The 18,478-nt window shown below is 53.3% G+C and carries 19 protein-coding genes; 4 read left to right on the top strand and 15 right to left on the bottom strand.

The genetic code is table 11. From position 1 onward, the window contains the following. Window positions 1–2: 2 nt before the first annotated feature. Genes tssK through tssB form a run of 8 tightly spaced genes read right to left on the bottom strand, consistent with a single transcriptional unit; the run spans window position 3 to window position 8,605 of the window. Window positions 3–1,337, bottom strand: a complete 1,335-nt coding sequence (gene tssK / locus ACT3RP_RS12405; RefSeq protein ID WP_096277937.1) for a type VI secretion system baseplate subunit TssK — start codon at window positions 1,335–1,337, stop codon at window positions 3–5. Next, window positions 1,337–1,891: a type VI secretion system lipoprotein TssJ gene (gene tssJ, locus ACT3RP_RS12400; protein WP_225734152.1), complete on the bottom strand. Its 555-nt coding sequence runs from the start codon at window positions 1,889–1,891 to the stop codon at window positions 1,337–1,339. The genes tssK and tssJ overlap by 1 nt, the downstream gene beginning before the upstream one ends. Continuing rightward, window positions 1,888–3,282 carry a type VI secretion system-associated FHA domain protein TagH gene (gene tagH / locus ACT3RP_RS12395; protein ID WP_444625038.1) on the bottom strand — a complete coding sequence of 465 codons (1,395 nt, stop codon included), beginning with the start codon at window positions 3,280–3,282 and terminating at the stop codon, window positions 1,888–1,890. Before tagH ends, tssJ begins: the two co-directional genes overlap by 4 nt. 3 nt (window positions 3,283–3,285) lie before the next feature. Beyond that, on the bottom strand, window positions 3,286–4,308 hold the full coding sequence (tssG, locus tag ACT3RP_RS12390) for a type VI secretion system baseplate subunit TssG (RefSeq protein WP_483393879.1): 1,023 nt from the start codon (window positions 4,306–4,308) through the stop codon (window positions 3,286–3,288). Continuing rightward, window positions 4,272–6,035 (bottom strand): type VI secretion system baseplate subunit TssF, encoded by a 1,764-nt coding sequence (gene tssF, locus ACT3RP_RS12385; RefSeq protein WP_483393878.1) that lies wholly within the window; start codon window positions 6,033–6,035, stop codon window positions 4,272–4,274. Before tssF ends, tssG begins: the two co-directional genes overlap by 37 nt. Before the next feature lie 18 nt (window positions 6,036–6,053). Further along, entirely contained in the window at window positions 6,054–6,545 is a 492-nt protein-coding gene (gene tssE, locus ACT3RP_RS12380) for a type VI secretion system baseplate subunit TssE (protein WP_096277931.1), read from the bottom strand. A gap of 12 nt (window positions 6,546–6,557) precedes the next feature. Then, a complete protein-coding gene (tssC, locus tag ACT3RP_RS12375) occupies window positions 6,558–8,045 on the bottom strand; it encodes a type VI secretion system contractile sheath large subunit (RefSeq protein WP_483393877.1) in 1,488 nt (495 codons plus the stop codon). 56 nt (window positions 8,046–8,101) lie between these two features. Continuing rightward, the gene (gene tssB / locus ACT3RP_RS12370) at window positions 8,102–8,605 is read right to left on the bottom strand and encodes a type VI secretion system contractile sheath small subunit (protein ID WP_096277926.1); all 504 of its coding nucleotides are present in this window, start codon (window positions 8,603–8,605) and stop codon (window positions 8,102–8,104) included. 659 nt (window positions 8,606–9,264) lie between these two features. Here tssB and ACT3RP_RS12365 point away from each other — a divergent pair. Continuing rightward, complete coding sequence (locus ACT3RP_RS12365; RefSeq protein WP_096277924.1) at window positions 9,265–9,783, top strand: Hcp family type VI secretion system effector; 519 nt, start codon at window positions 9,265–9,267, stop codon at window positions 9,781–9,783. A gap of 372 nt (window positions 9,784–10,155) precedes the next feature. Here the strand turns inward: ACT3RP_RS12365 and ACT3RP_RS12360 are convergent, their stop codons facing one another. Further along, a complete protein-coding gene (locus tag ACT3RP_RS12360) occupies window positions 10,156–10,950 on the bottom strand; it encodes an AraC family transcriptional regulator (RefSeq protein WP_444672003.1) in 795 nt (264 codons plus the stop codon). A gap of 88 nt (window positions 10,951–11,038) precedes the next feature. On the opposite strand from ACT3RP_RS12360, the gene ACT3RP_RS12355 reads away from it, so the two are divergent. Further along, window positions 11,039–12,229 carry an MFS transporter gene (locus tag ACT3RP_RS12355; RefSeq protein WP_483393876.1) on the top strand — a complete coding sequence of 397 codons (1,191 nt, stop codon included), beginning with the start codon at window positions 11,039–11,041 and terminating at the stop codon, window positions 12,227–12,229. A gap of 9 nt (window positions 12,230–12,238) precedes the next feature. Here ACT3RP_RS12355 and ACT3RP_RS12350 read toward each other — a convergent pair whose 3' ends face one another. After that, window positions 12,239–13,144: a LysR family transcriptional regulator gene (locus tag ACT3RP_RS12350; RefSeq protein WP_444672001.1), complete on the bottom strand. Its 906-nt coding sequence runs from the start codon at window positions 13,142–13,144 to the stop codon at window positions 12,239–12,241. 136 nt (window positions 13,145–13,280) lie between these two features. Here ACT3RP_RS12350 and ACT3RP_RS12345 point away from each other — a divergent pair, with 136 nt between their 5' ends. Both ACT3RP_RS12345 and ACT3RP_RS12340 read left to right on the top strand, forming a co-directional pair. After that, entirely contained in the window at window positions 13,281–14,678 is a 1,398-nt protein-coding gene (locus ACT3RP_RS12345) for an amidohydrolase family protein (protein WP_483393875.1), read from the top strand. Window positions 14,679–14,689: 11 nt separating this feature from the next. After that, the gene (locus ACT3RP_RS12340) at window positions 14,690–15,163 is read left to right on the top strand and encodes a DMT family transporter (RefSeq protein WP_483393874.1); all 474 of its coding nucleotides are present in this window, start codon (window positions 14,690–14,692) and stop codon (window positions 15,161–15,163) included. 299 nt (window positions 15,164–15,462) lie between these two features. On the opposite strand, the gene ACT3RP_RS12335 is transcribed toward ACT3RP_RS12340, so the two are convergent. From ACT3RP_RS12335 to ACT3RP_RS12315, 5 genes are all read right to left on the bottom strand, one after another. After that, complete coding sequence (locus tag ACT3RP_RS12335) at window positions 15,463–16,485, bottom strand: tryptophan--tRNA ligase (RefSeq protein ID WP_483393873.1); 1,023 nt, start codon at window positions 16,483–16,485, stop codon at window positions 15,463–15,465. Between the two features lie 93 nt (window positions 16,486–16,578). Then, complete coding sequence (locus ACT3RP_RS12330) at window positions 16,579–17,013, bottom strand: pilus assembly PilX family protein (RefSeq protein WP_483393872.1); 435 nt, start codon at window positions 17,011–17,013, stop codon at window positions 16,579–16,581. Beyond that, the gene (locus ACT3RP_RS12325) at window positions 17,010–17,495 is read right to left on the bottom strand and encodes a PilW family protein (RefSeq protein ID WP_483393871.1); all 486 of its coding nucleotides are present in this window, start codon (window positions 17,493–17,495) and stop codon (window positions 17,010–17,012) included. Before ACT3RP_RS12325 ends, ACT3RP_RS12330 begins: the two co-directional genes overlap by 4 nt. Beyond that, complete coding sequence (gene pilV / locus ACT3RP_RS12320; protein ID WP_483393870.1) at window positions 17,492–17,956, bottom strand: type IV pilus modification protein PilV; 465 nt, start codon at window positions 17,954–17,956, stop codon at window positions 17,492–17,494. The genes ACT3RP_RS12325 and pilV overlap by 4 nt, the downstream gene beginning before the upstream one ends. Then, window positions 17,943–18,338, bottom strand: a complete 396-nt coding sequence (locus ACT3RP_RS12315) for a type IV pilin protein (protein ID WP_441685997.1) — start codon at window positions 18,336–18,338, stop codon at window positions 17,943–17,945. Before ACT3RP_RS12315 ends, pilV begins: the two co-directional genes overlap by 14 nt. Window positions 18,339–18,478: the final 140 nt, after the last annotated feature.

The following is an 18,478-nucleotide window of genomic DNA, read 5'->3' as shown; positions in this document are numbered from 1 at the left end:
GCTTAACTCCTGATGGCCCAGAACTGCATTTCCAGGCCGGGGAACTCCCCTGCGACGTGGAAGGCAAACCCGCTGGCACCGTTGAGCATTCCCCAGGCTTCGCTCTGACGGTCCAATTGGAAGTAGCTATAACCGGCGTGATAAGGCAGCTCGCGAGGAGCAACCGGCAACGGTTCAAGCGGCACACCGGGTAACTGAAGACTGATAAGGTCGCGAATACGCTCGACGCTGGCCACTTTGGTTTGCTGTAAGAAAAGCTTACGCAGCCGCTCGTTGGGCATATCTGCCCGCACCGCCAGAATAAACTCCGCCGACTCGATCAGGCTGACATCGGAAAGCGGCGCCACCAGTAAGCCAAAACGGCGCGTTTGTAGCTGAATCGCCACCGCACGTGGCTCAAGCACGGTTGAAAGCGCCTGGCGCATCATCTTCATCAGCGGCCGGAACGCGCGATCAGGGTGATCGTGGTCATAGGCGGGGCACTCTGGCGGCAGCCGCGACTCATCGGTAAAGGTCACTAGCTCACAGGCCACTTCGTGCATGGTGTCGTAAAGCCGCTCAGGATGGAGCTGCCCTAGCCGTGCCAGATGCTGAAAACGCGGCTGAGCACGGTTAAGCAGTTGAAGCAGCATGAAGTCGGTCACATCGGCCACGCCTGCCTGGTGGGGTGTCGAGAGGCGCTGGGCAATATTGCGCGCCCGTTCGCGCATTAGCCCGGCCATTTCACCCACGAAACGCTGAAGCCCAGAAGCCGCCTGCACGTTAAGCAGCGTGGGCAGGAACTGCTCATCCAACACGAGGCTGCCATCCGGGCGACGCTCAACAATACGCGCAACCGCCAAACAGGCGTAGCCGCTGCGATCATCGCGTTCTAAAAGCAGCCGAGGGGAGACGCGTGCAACGTCTAGATCTGCCGAGTCGCCATCGCGGGAATGTAGGTCGCGCACGCTGCGTGACAAGAGACGATAGCGGGCCGGCAAATCATCGCCCGGCCAGCGCACTTCGCCCACGCCATCGGTTGCCAGCGGCAGACCTAAATAGACCACTTGGTTGGTAATGCTCGCATCGCTGATTTCTAGCGGGCTAGGCTCCATATCATCAGCGGGCAGATGAAAAGCAACGCCATCAGGCATAACGCCACTAGCGCGACTGATCGCTATCCGCCCAAAGCTTAAAAACTCGCTGTTCAGTTCCAGCGATAGGAAGCCATATAAATAGTGGCTAACCCCTTTTAGACGCGTATCGATTAAGCCTTCTAGGCTGCGCTGCTGCTGCTGGAAATGCTGGGGCTTGATGAATAAGCCTTCGCTCCACACCACACGATTTCGGCTGGCCATTATTCCTCCTTCCTTAGCTCGACTTCATTGGCACGGAGGTGAACCAGCAGGTGGTAATGCTCGCCACTAGCCTTTACCTTAACGACCTTTTTCCACTCGGCTTCGTTGGGCGTTGCATAAAACGCAATCAGCCCGATGTAACGCGTGTCTTCATCGACTTCAAACGGTTCGTAAAACTTCCACTGCCCGGGCAGTAAAGTGAAGTCGTCATGGGTCAGGTAATTCGTGCCTAGCGCTTCCTCTAAGTCACGGCTTAACTGACCCAAGTCGGCAGCCATTAGCATGGAATCGTCTTTTAGCTGCAGCACCTGAAAGCGCAGCGGCGTTCCTTCACCTTCCACATTGGGATTGACGTTCGGCTCGGCAATCATGCTCAGATCGACCGTGGTGGGCCGATCTTCGGGATAGCCAACGGGGATTGAAGGATCACGCATAACCTGCCACGTTTTCACACCCGCCTCACGGGTTGAAGCACAGCCGGCCAACAGCAGCATGAGGCCGGCCAACCAAACAAGACGCAGCATCTTCGACATGCTCATGCTTGAGGCGATCATGCCTCCTCCCGCTGCTGGCGACGCACCGACTGGTCATACGCCTGCTCAAAAACTTCCCAAAACAGCTTTTGAAAACCTTGCTGGCGCCCTGAGTTGAGCTCGCGGTAATAGTGGTGATACATCTCCCACGCCCAGCCGCCTTCGTCTTCAATACGATTGCCCGCACCGCGGTAGGCATGAAAACGCTTTAACAGCGCTTCAGGTGAAAACGCATCAAGAATAGTGCCGAGCGCATGCCCAATGGCCTCCTCCACAGCGGCTTGATGCTGGCCTTGATGGCGCAAGCACTCGGCGACGGCCTCAGGGGCGGACAGATGCACAGGGCTACGCTGGGCCGAAAATAGGGTTTCAGCGGTCTCTTCGTAGGACTGCCCCAGCCGCAGAGGATTATCTTCAATCGGCTGTAAACGACGGTCGCGCAGCGGATATTTACTATTATCCTGGGCCTGCTGCAGTATCCGCAGGCCATCGATAGTGGCTCGCAGCGTTTGGCCTGCTTCTTCTAGAAACGCCTGCTGTTCTTCGCTGTCACGAAAACTTAGATCCAAACCTAAGCCTTTAAGCAGCGGATCTGCGCCAACATGGCCAAGCGCCTGTGTTGTGGGTGCTTGCCAGCGATCTTCCAATTGCTCACCAACCGAGCGCTCTAAGTCGTTTAGCTGCCGCTCATCCATGCCACTGCTCCTCTGCGTCGTTGTGCTAGTCGTGCTAAAAGACGGTTTATTAAATGCCTGTTCTTGATAAGACGGCTCTTGATAGCCCGAACCTTGATAGCCTGATCCTTGATAGGTCTGACGCTGTGAAAACGCCACACTCTCCAACGGCTCAATGACGTCTGAAGCGGCGTCATCACGGTCTAAGGCCACCATCGGGTCATGCTGAATAGAGCCTGGCAGGGCACCACCCAACGCCTCGATGGGGTCACCCTTTTCAGCCTCATGGCTAAACGTTTCGCCGGCGCCCGCTGGCCATAGCGTGGCATCAGCCGTCACGTCGTCATGCTCTTCGTCGATGAGCCGAGAAAGCGAATGGACACCGGGCTGCCAAGCGTGCCGATCGCCTAGGTGCACCTTTAAGCAGTACTCACCGACGAGCAGTTCATCGCCATCGCGCAACGCCACTTTTCGGTTGCGCCCCACCGGCAGCGTGGTGCGGTTGATATAGGTGTGGCCGCTGAGATCGACCAAGCAATACTTGCCGTCAATCTTGATGATTTCGGCATGGCTGGGCCTAATTTGCCCACCGTGATCCTGGAGCAGCCAGTCGTCATGAGGGCTGCTACCCAGCGTGCCGCCGTCCTGTTTAAAAACAAAGCTGCTGACTGAGCGGCCTTCAAGCTGCTCGCTGTTAGTTACCACTAACGTTATGGCTTCAAGCTGATTAGCGTGCATGGCTTAACTCGTCATCTGAATGCGTACACAGCGGCGCGCTGTGCTGTCGTCGCTTTCTGGGTCAACAAACGTGGTCCACCCAAGCTGGCATGAGCCGGTGTCGCCTAAACGCATCGGCTTGACCTCACTCTCCAATAATTCAAGTTCAAGGTCGTAGGCCAGCGGCTCGCGCAGTACAAAGCTCACTAGGGTTCGTAGCGGTTTGTGTTCTTCACCGTCGGGCAGAAAATCTCTGAAACGCGCTAAGCTCAGCCCGCGCAAACAAAGTGCAAACTTGCCTTTAACATCGGCGACACGCTCCCCGGTGACCATATCTTCTCCTAGGGTCATTCCCGCCATGCCTGTGCGGCTTCGCTGGTCCGCTGGAATTTCTACCCAGCGCATCACCCACTCGTCTATCTCGACACTGGCTAAATCAAAGCAGTGGCCCACAATGCCGCACACCACATCCGGCGAGCGCGAGCGCCCCGCTAACAGGCCTGCGTAGGCGAGCATTTTGCTCCAGTTGATTGGCGTTTCGCCGCGCAGGTCGCTGTCGGCAAGCCCAACCAACGCAAAAATGGCGGCGGAAAAACCATCGGCAGCGTCATCTTGATAGCGCACGTAATGGCGATATTTACGCCAATTACGGTGGGCGAGCGTCAGCAGCCGATGGTTGAAGAAGTCTAGAAAATCGCCTGCGGCACCTTCCTGGTGGGCGGCGCTATGCGCCAACGTTTCCAAGTAGTAACCGGGTAGTGGGGACTGCGAACCCTGCAACCCGAGAAAACTGACTTCCATCTCATACTGGCCTGCCTGGCTTTCTCGCAGGGCGAGCACGTCACTGCTGGGAAAGCCTAGCGACGCCGATGCGCTGTAGCGCACTCGTTGAAAAGAGGGCACGCTACCGCTATACCGCTGCTCTAAGTCATCGCCATGATGCCGGTGCAGAAGCTCGACGAGTCGATAAAACTCGTAGCGTCGCGCCCCCTGAATCACGGGGGCAAGCGCTACATTAGGGGCTGCTGCCCCGCCTGTAAGGTCCATGTGTAGCGCTCTTGGTTATGGCGATTAATGACATGCAACTCGTGAAAAGAGTTGATGCTTGCGTAAAGCGAAAAGAAGCGCGCCAGCACGCTACCAAACAAATAGAGGCCGCCTTCGTCACCAAAGGCCTCCTGATCAAGCGTCATCACCGAACGCAAGCCACGCACGGGCAGCCCTTTACGCAGCCGGTCAACCGACTGGGTGTCGATATCGATAATCCCGGCTAAGCGTTTTTGCGCCACCCGCTCAGCCTGGCGGTCCACCAGCGCACGAAAGTCATACGCCCGTAGTACCGAGCACAACGCATCACGCTCAAGCAGCGAGAGATAGTTAAGCGACAGGTTGGAAATCAGTATCCACAGCAGCCCATCGTCAAGCGCAGGGCGCAGCACCGGCGTTGGCCGGGTGATATTGCGAAACGCAGCGTAAGCAGGGCTCTCTTCGGTCGGCACGCACAGGTCGCCAATAGTCAGCTGCTCGGGCAGCTCACGGTTACTGCAGGTCAACTGTAAAGAAATCGTTTCGCGACGCCCCACGCGGGCCCGCTCATCACCGCGCACAAACGCAATGTCATGATCAAAGCCATCGCTGCGCAGGCTGTCGCGCACGCGAACGCGGTAATACAGCGCTTCACGCCCCCGGTCTTGCTCTATTTGGTGTTGAAAGCTTTCAAACGGGACGTAGTTTCTTGGATTTCCCTGGGCATCCGCATGCTCGCCCGCCAACCCGCCCTGCACCTGATCAACGCTGAATACCTCGTAGTGAGAAGGCGATCGGCTGCTAGGTCGAATACGGTATTCGCTGCGTTCACCGCTTAAATCGATGGGCTCAGCATCATGCTCAAAGAGATTGATCGCCGGCGTGCAGTACAGCGCCAAGTGCTCATCTTGCACCCGCGCATCGGTCGGCAAGATGCGTGAAAACACACAGCGCAACGTCACGCTGCGCGCCGCCTCCCCAGGCAAATACTGGTTTAAATTCAGCACATCGAAAAAATGGAACGCCTCAGGAAAGCAGAGGTACTCCTGCAGTATGCGGTAACCTTGATGAACGTTCTGCGGGTACGGCAGCAGTGCCTGATCGCGCTCATACCCAACGGCTTTTAAAGCGCTAGCGGGTAATGTCTGTACCTTACCGTCGATCTCTAGCTCAAGGCGGGCCAGGTAATGGCTCATCCATAGGTACAGCGTACGAGCGGTATAGCCATCGCCGCCCAAATGCAGGCGCAGAGCGTTAATTCCCATGGCATTCATCGGCTGATCGCTGCGTACGTCCATGGTCAGCTCAACGATAGACGACTCGCGCGTGTGGCGGGCATCTACACCGGCATGCGCTAACGGATAAAGCACCACGTCATGGCAGGTACGAAACTGGCACGCCGTGCCGTCTACCGGCTCGCTAGCAAGTTCAGTGCCGCGCGGCACTTGCTGCTGCTGGCTTAGCGCGTGCCACGTCGGCGTGAACTGCACCACGGTCATGCTGGGTACGGGGCGAAGGTAGTTCGGCCACAGCATGCTTATTAAGGAGTGAGTGAGTTCCGGGAACTCATCATCCACCTTCTCGCGCATTCGCCCCGTGAGGAAAGCGAATCCCTCTAACAAACGCTCTACGTCAGGGTCCGTGCTACGCTCAGAAAGAAAGCGGCTCAGGCCGGGGTTTGCATCTGCAAACTCCCGCCCCTGGCGCTTCAAGAAGTTGAGTTCATCTCGATAGTAGCGATTAAGCATGCGTGCCTCTTAGGTCTATCAGTTAAGGCACTGATAACGCTTGTTGTTGAGCAACAAATCGATAGTGGCGTGGGTGTTATCTCTGCCCAGCGCAACCGTTGCATGCACCTGAAAACGTAGCTGCAGCGGGTCACCGTGATTGGGCAACGACTCAACGTCCACGCGTTTGACTCGCGGCTCAAAGCGTTCAATACACTGGCGGATGGCTTGCTGAATATTGAGCTCTAGATCCAAAACGCCGATCGTGGCGTCGTTGAAATCAAGCAGCCCCAGCTCAGGAGCGCACGCACTGTTGCCTGGGTGGCTATTGAGCAAATCAACCAGGTGGCGCTTGACCGACGCCACCACCGCCATTAGCTCGTCGCCTTCGTCCCGCAGCACGGGCTGGTGAGGCGCCGCAAGGCGTTCGAATAAGCGGCTCCCCAACGACTCTCTTCCCTGCGACTCATTTATCAACGACTTGCTTCTCAACGACCCACTTCTCAGCAATCCACCGCTGTCAGCTGCCATGACGGTGTTCCTTTATTCTTTGTCGAGGCGTCCAACAAGTGAGAGTTCGAAGTTAGCACCCATGTATTTAAAGTGCGGACGCACGGACATGGAGACTTGGTACCAGCCTGGCTCACCCTCAACATCAGAAACCTGAATAGAGGCAGCACGTAGCGGGCGGCGGCTACGCACATCTGCAGGCGGATTTTCCTGATCAGCCACGTACTGACGTATCCAAGCATTCAGCTCACGCTCAAGATCCTGACGTTCCTTCCAGGAGCCGACCTGCTCACGCTGAAGCACTTTTACGTAGTGTGCCAAGCGGTTGATGATGAACATGTAAGGAAGCTGTGTGCCCAACTTAAAATTGGTCTCTGCCGCTTTTCCCTCAGGGGTATTGGGGAAGACCTTGGGCTTTTGAACGGAGTTGGCTGAAAAGAACGCAGCGTTATCGCTACCCTTACGCATGGTTAGTGAAATGAAGCCTTCTTCGGCCATTTCAAACTCGCGTCGATCGGTGATTAACACCTCGGTAGGAATTTTCGCCTGTAGCTGGCCCAGCGCTTCGTAGGTGTGCACGGGCAAATTCTCAACCGACCCGCCGCTTTGTGGCCCAATGATATTGGGGCACCAGCGATACTTGGCAAAACTATCGGTTAGCCGCTCGGCTAAAAGGTAAGCGGTATTGCCCCACAGATAGTCTTCGTGACCTTCACTCACATTTTCACGGTAGTTAAAGGTCTTGATGGGATTTTCTACCGGATCATAAGGCGTCCGTAGCAAAAAGCGTGGCGCGGTTAAGCCCAGGTAGCGGGCGTCTTCCGACTCACGCAGGCTGCGCCAGCGAGCATACTTGGGCCCTTCAAAAATCGCTTTGAAGTCTTTGATATTCGGCAGCTCTTCAAAGCTATCGATACCAAAAAACGAAGGGGCAACAGATGACATAAACGGCGCGTGCGCCATGGCGCCCACGGCTGATGCATACTGCAGTAGCTTCATGTCCGGCGTGGCAGGTGAAAAGTCATAATGGCCAATGATACCGGCAACGGGCTCACCGCCGAACTGGCCGTAGCCAGCGTTATAAACGTGCTGATATAAGCCGCTCTGGCTGATTTCAGAGGCGAATTCAAAGTCTTCTAGCAGTTCTTCTTTGGTCGCATGCAGCACATCAAGCTTAATATTCTCACGAAAATCGGTGCGATCAACCAGCAGCTTCAAGCCGCGCCACGCTGACTCTAGCTGCTGAAAGCTGGTTTCGTGTAATACTTCATCAACTTGATGACTAATTTTGCGATCAAGCTCAACAATCATGTTATCAACAAGTGATTTATTGACCTTAGGGGCCGCCTCGCCGCCATTCAGCAGCTCAGCGATAAACGCCGCCACGCCTTGCTTGGCAACATCGTACCCTTCATCGGCAGGCGCCATGCGCGTTTGCGCCATTACCTGATCAAGTAGCGATACCTCTGCTTCTGTCTCTACCGATGCTGCTGTGCCCTGCTGCTTTGCTGACTTACTCATCACTGTGCCTCGAATACGCTATATCGCATTGAAAAAACGCTGCTAATACCTAGGATTTATTTATCCTTATCGGCATCCAGCAAGTGCAGCTCGTTTAACAGCTGCTGGCGCGCTTCGTCGTTTTCCAGCAGCTTCTGCAGCCGATCACGAAAAGCAGGCACGTTCCCCAGCGGCCCTTTCAAGGCAACCAGCGCTTCGCGCAATTCAACGAGCTTGCGTAATTCAGGCACCTGCTTTGCGACTGCGTCAGGCGAAAAATCTTCGAGTGATTTGAAATCAAGATTGACAGCGATATCGTTCGCTTCATCACCTTCATCGAGCCGGTTAGGCACCGCGGTTTGTAAACTCAGTCCCGCCTCACGCATGACCGATTGGAAGTTGCTTTTATCAACAGAGACGGCCTGGCGCTCTTCAATAGGGGTTTCTTCCTCCCCGCCTTTAAAATCACCCACCACCATTAGCTTGAGCGGCAGTTCCGTTTCGGACTGCTGGTCACCGGTAGCTGGCACATACTTGATATTGATGCGCTCTTTCGGCGCAACGGTTCCTTGCTTAGCCATGGAATTTAGCCCTGGAGAGAAATGTATCAATGTAACTGTTAATAGTTCTCAATCTAGGGACGGTAACTAATTGCTTGGACATGCACCAATCACGGCTTCTCTACCTATAACACCCCAGCTGCCTAAGAACCGTTAAGCACTCAGTCATCAAAATAGGATTTACGCCACGTTAGCGACACATTTTAAGAAGTTAGGCTGCAAATTATCAAAATAGTAATTAACATTCATTTGCTAATCATAATTTGTAAGATATCTCTTACAAACTCTGTCGGCAATCTCTTAAGGTTATTGACTGAAATCACGCACAAATGAGGCGGCTAAAATGAATAGCGCCTTAATGATTAAGCTGATCAGAGATTGAATAAAAGAAAATATGCACCACGTTTTGAATATCTACGTTACTCAATGAAACCAAAAGCACTCATAAATTACTATAAAAAATAGTCTAAAATTATAACCAAAGATGAATGAGCAATTCGTTGCCAAGCAAGCAAAGAGTTGCTTAAAATAGGCAATATTTTGCCTAATAATAATTAACAATTAATATAATTATAAATAAACTATTGAAATTATTGATTAAATTATAAACGGCATGACCCTTGCTTTATATATTGAGTCAGCGTGACATTTCTTTCTATATCTCAGTCAAGGAGCAGACCATGCCAACACCATGTTATATCAGCATTGAAGGCCAAACTCAGGGCAACATTACCGCTGGTGCCTTTACACCGGACTCTGTCGGCAACATTTATGTTGAAGGCCACGAAGACGAGATGCTGGTTCAAGAGTTCAAGCATGTGGTTACCGTACCGACTGACCCGCAGTCTGGTCAGCCTTCCGGCCAGCGCGCTCATAAACCTTTTATCTTTACCGTTGCTCTCAACAAATCAGTACCGTTGATGTACAACGCTCTTGCGTCTGGGGAAATGCTGCCTAACGTAGCACTCAACTGGTACCGCACGTCTGTTGAAGGTAAGCAGGAACACTTCTTCACCACAACATTGACCGATGCCACGATCGTTGACATCAACCTGCGCATGCCACATGCCCAGGACATCAACAAATCTGAATTTACTCAGTTGATGGATGTGTCATTGGCTTACCGCAAAATCGATTGGGAACACACCGTTGCCGGCACCTCCGGTTCTGACGACTGGCGCGCTCCGATTGAAGGCTAAGCAGAACCGTTAAAACGAACCTGCAAAGCCGCGTCTCAAAGCACAGTGCATGTTGTAAAAAAGCCCCTTTCATTTGGAGAATATAGTAATTTCTATGTAATTCTCTGAATACCGGGCTGCACATCCCATGAATATCATATTCATGGGATGTTTTTTTACGCAGCGTGTAAAAAATAAAAAGCTACCTTGGCTGTTGTTGCCATCTTGGTTTGCTAACCAAGATTGTGCCTGCGTGCTATACCGCCCCGTACCTCTGTCGGAGGAAGACAAGATCTAGTCTAAAGCACAGCTGTTTCCTTACTGATGCTAAACAAAGGGTTCACACCTCTCTCTTCTTACTTCAGCTTTCGGCCAGTATCGAACAGCAGGGCATTAACGCAGAGTGGAAAAATATTGTGTAGGCGATTTGCCTAGCGCTTTCTTGAACATCGTGATGAATGCATTCACAGAGTCATACCCCAGAGTGCCGGCCACACTTTGCACAGAGGCGCCCTCTGCCAGATGGCTCAGTGCGATCATTAGATGCAACTGCTGGCGCCAGCGTCCGAAGCTCAGCCCGGTAGCGCTTTGCACTAGTCTCGCCAGCGATCGCTCGCTGGTTGCAAGCCGGGCGGCCCACTGGCGGAGCGTTGTACGGTCACCGGGGTCTGCAAAGAGCGTATCTGCAATCTGTCTGATTTTCGGGTGGTCTGATATTGGCAGGTGCAGCTCTTTAACCGGCGCGTCAGAAAGCTGTTCGAGAAGCACCGCAACCAGCCGCGCTGTTTTGCCCTCGGAAAGGTAAGTCGGCTCCTGTTCAGCAAGATGCAGGATCAACTCCCGGACAAGAGGTGTGATGGCAACCGTACAACATGCTTCAGGCATAACTGCCGCGTCAGGCTCAACAAATAGGAAACAGGTGCGGGCGTTTTGGGTAACTCGGCAACTGTGAGGGGTGCCGCCGGGTATCCATACCGCATGCTGGGGAGGAACGAGCCACAGTGCGTTCTGTACCTCACAGCTCACCGCACCGCGCAAGGATAAGATCAGCTGGCCTTTACGGTGATCATGCGGGCTAATACCTGAATGATTCAGTTCGGGCGCGACCTTGAGGGCAATCGCTGCCTGAGCAAACACATCTGAATCGAAATCTTCCGGCGATGAAACGCCTTTTTTGAAATTTGGCATAATTTAGTTATCAGGTGTCATAATCTCTATATTATATGAGCGTTCTATTCTCTACAGTTCTTCTTTTTTATGAGAAGAGTTAGAGAATATGTTAGACACAAAAAACAAATGGCATGCCGTTGCACTCGTAGTGGGCATTCTGTTTATTGCCGCCAACCTGCGGGTTCCGTTTACCGGCATAGCGCCGGTTCTACCGCTAATCCAGAATGATTTTGGACTGAGCAACTCCGCTCTGGGCCTGCTTACTTCACTGCCTTTGCTTGCATTTGCTGCCTTTTCCCCGCTGAGCGCATCCGTAGCACGGAAGTTCGGAATCGAGCGCACCCTGTTTGGAGCACTAGTGGTCATTTCGCTGGGTATTCTGCTGCGTTCCGCAGGAAGCGCCTGGGCGTTGTACGCCGGTACTGTACTGATAGGCACGGGGATCGCCCTGGGCAACGTGTTACTACCTGGCCTGATTAAGCGCGACTTCTCAACGAACATGGCATCCATGACCGGCGCTTACGCCATTACGATGGGCGCAGCGGGTGCTGTGGGGTCAGCCGTGATCATTCCCCTGACGCAGGCGTGGGGGTGGCCTATTGCTCTGAGCTTGTTAGTTGCAGTTCCGCTGTTTGCGCTGGTTTTGTGGCTGCCTCAGCTGAAAAAACACGACCCGGTGAACCTGTCCGGTCCGAAAAAATCAGCAACCGTGGCCGTCTGGAAATCGCCTCTGGCATGGCAGGTCACACTGTTCATGGGCCTGAATGCGATGCCTTTTTATGTCGCTGTAGGCTGGCTGCCTACTATTCTGATAGACCATGGCATATCTGCCACACAAGCAGGATCGGTGCACGGAACGCTTCAACTCGCCACGGCAATTCCGGGCTTGATATTAGCAGCCACGCTGCGCCGCCTGAAAGACCAGAAGCTAGCGGCCGTAACGACCAGTCTGCTGGTTGCCATATCCCTGATCGGACTTATTTATGCGCCAAACCTTGCCATGTTATGGGCCGCGCTTTTGGGCTTTGGCTCTGGCGCTAGCATGATGCTCGGCCTGACGTTCATCGGGCTGCGCACAAAAAATGCTGGCGACACGGCGGCGCTGTCAGGAATGGCGCAGTGTGTGGGTTACCTGATGGCAGCAGCTGGCCCCCTGCTGCTGGGTCAACTGCACGACTGGACCGGCGGCTGGACAGCGCCGTTGTTAACAACCGCAGCCATCGCCGTTGCCGGCGCATTCACCGGCATGATGGCCGGGCGAAATGTCCAACTTGAACCTGGTTCATCGTCGAACTGAATCGGCACTTTAGATTGCCGAATTACCATCGCGGACAAGCTCGGTGATCCAATCAGCAAATGCGCTCACGGCTGGCGAGAGAAAACGCTGATGTGGATAGAGCAAGTTGACCGGCACGGAGGCGGGCTGCCAGTCCGCCAGAACTTCAATCAGCCGGCCTTCTTCCAGATGATCTGATACCACTTCCTCAGCAAGCTGTGCCAGCCCTAACCCTTCAAGACACATTTTTATGTAGAGTCCTGTCTCATTGGCGGCCGCAGCGCCGCTGACCGAAACTGACATTTTTTCAGTGCCACTGGCAAAGCTCATTTCACCCGCTCGCCTGGCGTGTCCTGAAAAATAATGGACGGCTTGGTGCTGTGCCAAGTCTTCTGGAGTCTGCGGAATACCCTTCTCTGTGAGATAGGCTGGAGAAGCACACGTCACCCAGCGAAATCGGCCGAGCGGTCGCGCGACGAGCGTTGAGTCATTGAGTTCCCCAGTCCGAATAACGCAATCTACGCCCTCCTGAACGAGATCGACCTGCCGATCGTTGACGCCTATCATCAGATAGATATCTGGATACCGCCTGTAAAAGGCTTTCAGATTGGGCATGACGACAAAATGTGCAATGCCGCCAGGCATATCAACCCGCAAACGTCCCTGCGGCCGTTTAACCGAATCGCTCAGGCTAGACTCTGTCTGCTCAATCAGTTTCAGTATTTCGCGACATTGTGCCAAATACTGTGCACCCTCAGTCGTCAGACTGACCCGCCGCGTTGTTCTGTTCAGCAAGCGCACCTGTAAATATTTTTCAAGACTTTTAATCGTGCTACTCACCGTCGAGGCCGGTAAGGACAGCGTTTCCGCCGCGTGAATAAAGCTCCCTGCCTCAGCTACACGGACAAAAATCTGCATTGCCTGAATACGATCCATATTCTTTTTCCATGAGCCACAGCAGAGGTCATCATTGTTCGTTATTTCTGGATAATGAAAACAGTTTAGCTGTCTTTTTCAGACGAGTCACTTTGCGTATCTTTTCTTCATCGAATTTCAAAAAGGTGAAATGAAGATGACTGATTATATTCGAAATATAGTACAGACCCATGACTCGCTAACGGCCCGGACGCTTATCCGTGGCGCTACTGTTCTTAGTATGGACGATGATATAGGCAATTTAGTCAGCGCCGATATCCTTATCGAAGGCAGCACCATCATAGCCATTGATGAAGATATTGAGGCCAGTGACGCCGTCATTATCGATGCAGCAGGCATGATTGCCATACCGGGCATGGTTGATTCTCATCGTCACTCTTGGGAGGGGCAGCTACGCCGACTTAATCCGAATGCTACATGTCTGGAAGACTACAGCAATGCCACGCACTTCTCTTTTGCCAAATACTATCGCCCTGCCGATAATTATATCGGCAACCTGCTAACGGCCTTAGGCTGTATTGACGCGGGTATCACCACTGTCATAGACAATTCCCATAATAGCCGTACGGCTGAGCATTCCGATGCTGCCGTTGAAGCCCTGTTTGATACGGGCATTCGCGCCATACATGCCTCGGGTGCGCCCGTTGCCGGAGAGTGGGACGAAGCGCACTGGCCAGGTAACTGGCAACGCTTGCAGGAAAAGTATTTTAAGAATAACCCTGACAGCCTTGTTTCTCTTGGGGTCATGGCTCAGTTGGAGCCAGAGTTGTGGGCCGAGGCTCGTCGATTAGGGCTACCCATTGTGACTGAGTTCTTTGGCTCTTTGATGGCGTCTGAACTTGAATCACTGCATCAGCAAGGCCTTCTGGGCCCAGATAATATCTTTAATCACTGCACGTCATTGCCTGATGAAGGTTGGAAAATTTTGCGTGAAGCGGGTGTGCGGGTCAACGTATGTCCGCGCTCAGATGCGCACTACGGCATAGAAGATGGCATGTTCGCTATGCCGGCTGCGCAGCGTCATGGCATCAATCCTGGGCTAAGTGTCGACAATGAAACGTCTTACAGCACTGACATGTTTATGGAAATGCGCGTGGCATTTTACCTGCAGCGGGTCATGGGCATGCATCAGCAGCATACTTGTGGCTTTAAAGAGGCGCTAACAACACTCCCGGCCGCACAGCTTCTTAAATCGGCGACCGTCGATGGTGCGTATTGTGCTGGATTGCAGGACAAAATTGGTAGCCTGACACCAGGTAAGCAGGCCGACATTGTTCTTATCAATGCTGAGGACATCAACCTTTACCCATCAGGCAATGCATTCGGCACGGTGGTACACGCAGCAGAACGTAGCAATATTGATACGGTTATGATTGGCGGACGTATCGTCAAGCGCGATGGCAAGGTAGTGGGAGTGGACAGCGAGCGACTCCGTGCCGCAGTCGACGAGTCCCGTGAGCATCTTTTCGCAGCCTCAGGCTACCAGCCTGACATTTTTGCTGAGACGTTTTTGCCGCTTGAATCGGCTCAGTAAGGAGAAGCGAGATGAACTCAGTATATTATCTGCTGGCCATCTTCGCCGGGCTAGGCATTACCCTGCAGACCACGTTGAACGGTCAGTTGGCTAAAGGCATCGGAGGAGACTCTGTGGCTGCGGCTTTGTTTTCTTTTACTGCCGGCGCGGTGTGCCTGGGTCTCTTTTCACTCATGCGAGGCGGGATAGTCACCTCGCTAGCCGCTATTCCTGCCCAGCCTTGGTGGAGCCTGATAGGCGGCGTGCTAGGTGCCAGTGCACTGCTTAGTTACGTGGTGCTTGCACCCAAAATTGGTCTGTCAGCCCTACTCGGGCTGGCTATCGCAGGGCAAATTACTTCATCGCTTTTTATCGATCATTTTGGATTGATGGGTGCCGATGAACGGCCTGTTTCTCTCATCAAGCTGTGCGGGTCGATAGTGATGCTAGTAGGACTGGCCATCGCCCTGTTCGGTGACAGATTATCAGCGCTTTTCCCCAACTGATTGCTGCGAACGGCCTAATCTGATTTTTTACGCTGCACTCCACTGGCTTTAGCCAGTATGCCAGTTCGGAAATTACGTTTTGGTCTTGTTGCCCACTGCCAGCTATTTGTTTCTTGGTGCATATTAGCCTCTCTAATTAGATGGCCAAATTCACTATGCCACTCCATATCCAGCATAAAATAGCCCCCTAAGAAGGAGGCTATTATCTAGATTACATATCTTTAGGGCTATACGTACCGGCTGGAAAGGGCTTTTTTCACCAGATGCTAAAGCAGCTAGAAAGCCATAAGGCCCAGCGTCTAAACAAATCGCCCCAAACCTACAGCGGCACGCAAACGGTCCATGGTCTGCGTGGCTTCTTCGCGGGCGCGCTCGGCGCCTTTTTGCAGCACTGCCTCAATATGCGCAGGGTCTGCCATTAGCTCGTTATAGCGCTCACGTGGGGCGCTCAACTGAGCGTTCAAGTAATCAAACAGCTGATTTTTTGCATCACCCCAGCCAATACCTTCTGCATACTGATCACGCAGACTAGCGGTTTCTTCTGACGTGGCGAACGCTGAGTAAATTTGGAATAGCGTGCAGCTATCGGGGTCTTTTGGCTCACCCGGCTCTAGCGAATTGGTCTTAATCTTACGCACCAGCTTTTGCAGCTTTTTCTCAGCGACAAACAGCGGAATCGTATTATCGTAGCTTTTGGACATTTTACGGCCATCTAAGCCATTCAGCAGCGGCACCTTATCATCGACGACGGCGTCAGGCAGGGCAAAGTGCTGGCCTTTATAAAGGTGATTAAAGCGCCCCGCGATATCACGCGCCATTTCGATATGCTGAATTTGGTCACGCCCGACCGGCACCTTGTTGGCGTTGAACATTAGAATATCCGCGGCCATCAGCACGGGATAACCAAACAGCCCCATAGTGATGCCTTTATCAGCATCCTGATTTTCCGCTTCTTCATTTTCTGCTACCGCTGCTTTATAAGCATGGGCACGGTTCATCAGGCCCTTGGCGCATACGCAGGAAAGCATCCACATCAGCTCGGGGATTTCGTGAATGTCCGACTGACGATAGAAAATGGCATTGTCAGTATCTAACCCCAGCGCCAGCCAGGTCGCGGCAATCTCCAACCGTGACTCCTGAACACGCTTCGGGTCTGGGCACTTGATCAACGCATGGTAATCAGCCAGAAAGTAAAACGATTGAACGTTGGGGTCTTGGCTTGCCTCAATGGCAGGCTTGATCGCCCCAATGTAGTTGCCTAAATGGGGCGTGCCGGTGGTAGTAATACCGGTAAGAACGCGGGTTTTAGCAGACTGACTCATGATTTCTGGCTCGTCGTTGAACGTACATGGCAATATGATACGTGCATCGACATCGCGATGCGACAACTGCGGTTAGTCTCTAAATTCAGGCATTTACTCAAGAAATAAAAAGTAAGGATGGCTCACCACCACCGGCCCTTCTTGATTTGCATATAGCGCGCCAAACGCAACGAGGCTCTTTCTATCATCAACGATTAACGGCAAATAGAAACACACGGCCGTTTCGGTTGCGCATTGGTCATTAACCTGCCCGAGATGAGTAATATCATCCCACGTCATTTCTTCAATCGCGCTGCGTGAGTACGTTTTCGCCCCCCAATCTAGCGCATCCATATCTTGTTTGAACGCTGCCTCTAGCGCTTTCGAATAGGCGGACTCAGCGTTCATCGTGGCCTGCACCACTGCCCGGTAGTTACCCGCTAAGCGCTCGTCAATCAATGCGCCCTGCATGCCCGACATACCTAACATCAGCGCAGCGGAGAGTAGCGCCATAACAATCACCAACGCCGCGCCCCGCTGCTGTCTCATGAGCGAGCCTCCAAAAAGGCCGCCACCTTGTCACGCTCACTCACCGTCCACGTAAACTGGTCGCAGGTTGCATTAGCACTTTCCCGGCAGTCACCGACAAGCAGCATTACGCTCGTCGACACACCATCAACATTGGCTTCGTAAAGCGCTGGGCAGTCGGCCGCGCTGTCGACCTGGGCGAGATCAACCAAGGGCTGATGTTGTCGTTCATCTTGAAGCACACAGTAGTGGCGGGTACCGCCATCGGTGCGACGCTCATCGGGCGCTATGGCGTAATTCGCTATATTGCCTTTGCGCGCCGCTTGCGTAAGGGTATTCACCGCAAAGACTAACGCCTCTTGCTTGCGGCTAACGGCATCCACGGCTCTAAACGTTTGGAAGGTGGTTAGAAACAGTTGGCCAGCCCCCAAAATAATGACCGTACCAATCGCCATGGCCACCATTACTTCAACAAGCGTAAAGCCTCTTTGCCCGCTCGTCATCGTCCGCCTCCCGCTAGATCAGGCAGGACAAGCGTATAGGTCAGCGTATGGTTCAGCGCGTTTGATTCGGCGCCACCTTCGCGACTCGCCAGCGCAATCACAATGGTAAATTCGCACCCAGAGCGCCGTATGCCACTTGCTGATTCATCAGCTCTGCGCAGAGGGTTCAACCCATTATCACCAAACCCACTATCACCAAACCAATGAGCCTTCCAGTCTGCTTCGACATCAATACTGGCACAGCCATCGACATCGTCGCTTGCTAGCTGGGCCCAGAGGCGCTCCTGTGCATCCACGGCGGCTAGATTGGCTATCGAATGCTGATAGCCGGTCGTGGCGCTGTGTAGCGCCTTTAGCTGCATGGCCGCCACGCCGATTAAGCCAACGGACAGAATCACCAGCGCAATCAATGCTTCGATTAAGCTAAAGCCCCGCTGCTGGCTCGGCTCACCAACACGCATTAGGCAACCTTTCACCACGTGCATTTAAGCGCAGATCTTCAGCGCAGCCGTCTTCTTTAAACGAGCTGGCGGTTAGCATATAGCCGCTATCGTGGGGTGTTAACGCGATGGCATAGTGCTGATCGGGAGACAGCTCACCAATGGCACAGTCATGATAGGAGTAGGTACGCGAGTAGCAGCGTTCAAGTTCAGAGGCTGCCTGCATTAGGCCGGCGTGAGCATCCGTGCGCATGGATTGCTGCACGTAACGGGTATAGCTGGGGTAGGCAATGGACGCAATCACGCCAATGATAGCGACCACCATCATTAGCTCAATCAAGGTAAAACCGAGCTGGCCGCTCAACGGAAAACGGCCAGTGGAGGAATGAGGAGCATAGGACATGCGACTTTTCTCCTGGGTCAATCCGCTCATACGGCTTAGCGAGCGGATATAGCACGTAGAGATTAGTACCTAACGATAGCTCTTAAAAAACAGCGCTTAAAAACAGCACTGAAAAAGCGTATTAAAGTTAGCATGTCACA

The sequence above is a fragment of the Halomonas sp. AOP5-B2-8 genome (assembly GCF_052376475.1).
Lineage (GTDB): Bacteria > Pseudomonadota > Gammaproteobacteria > Pseudomonadales > Halomonadaceae > Vreelandella > Vreelandella casei.
The sequence above is the reverse complement of the archived record's forward strand: the minus strand, read 5'-3'. Positions and strand labels throughout refer to the sequence as shown.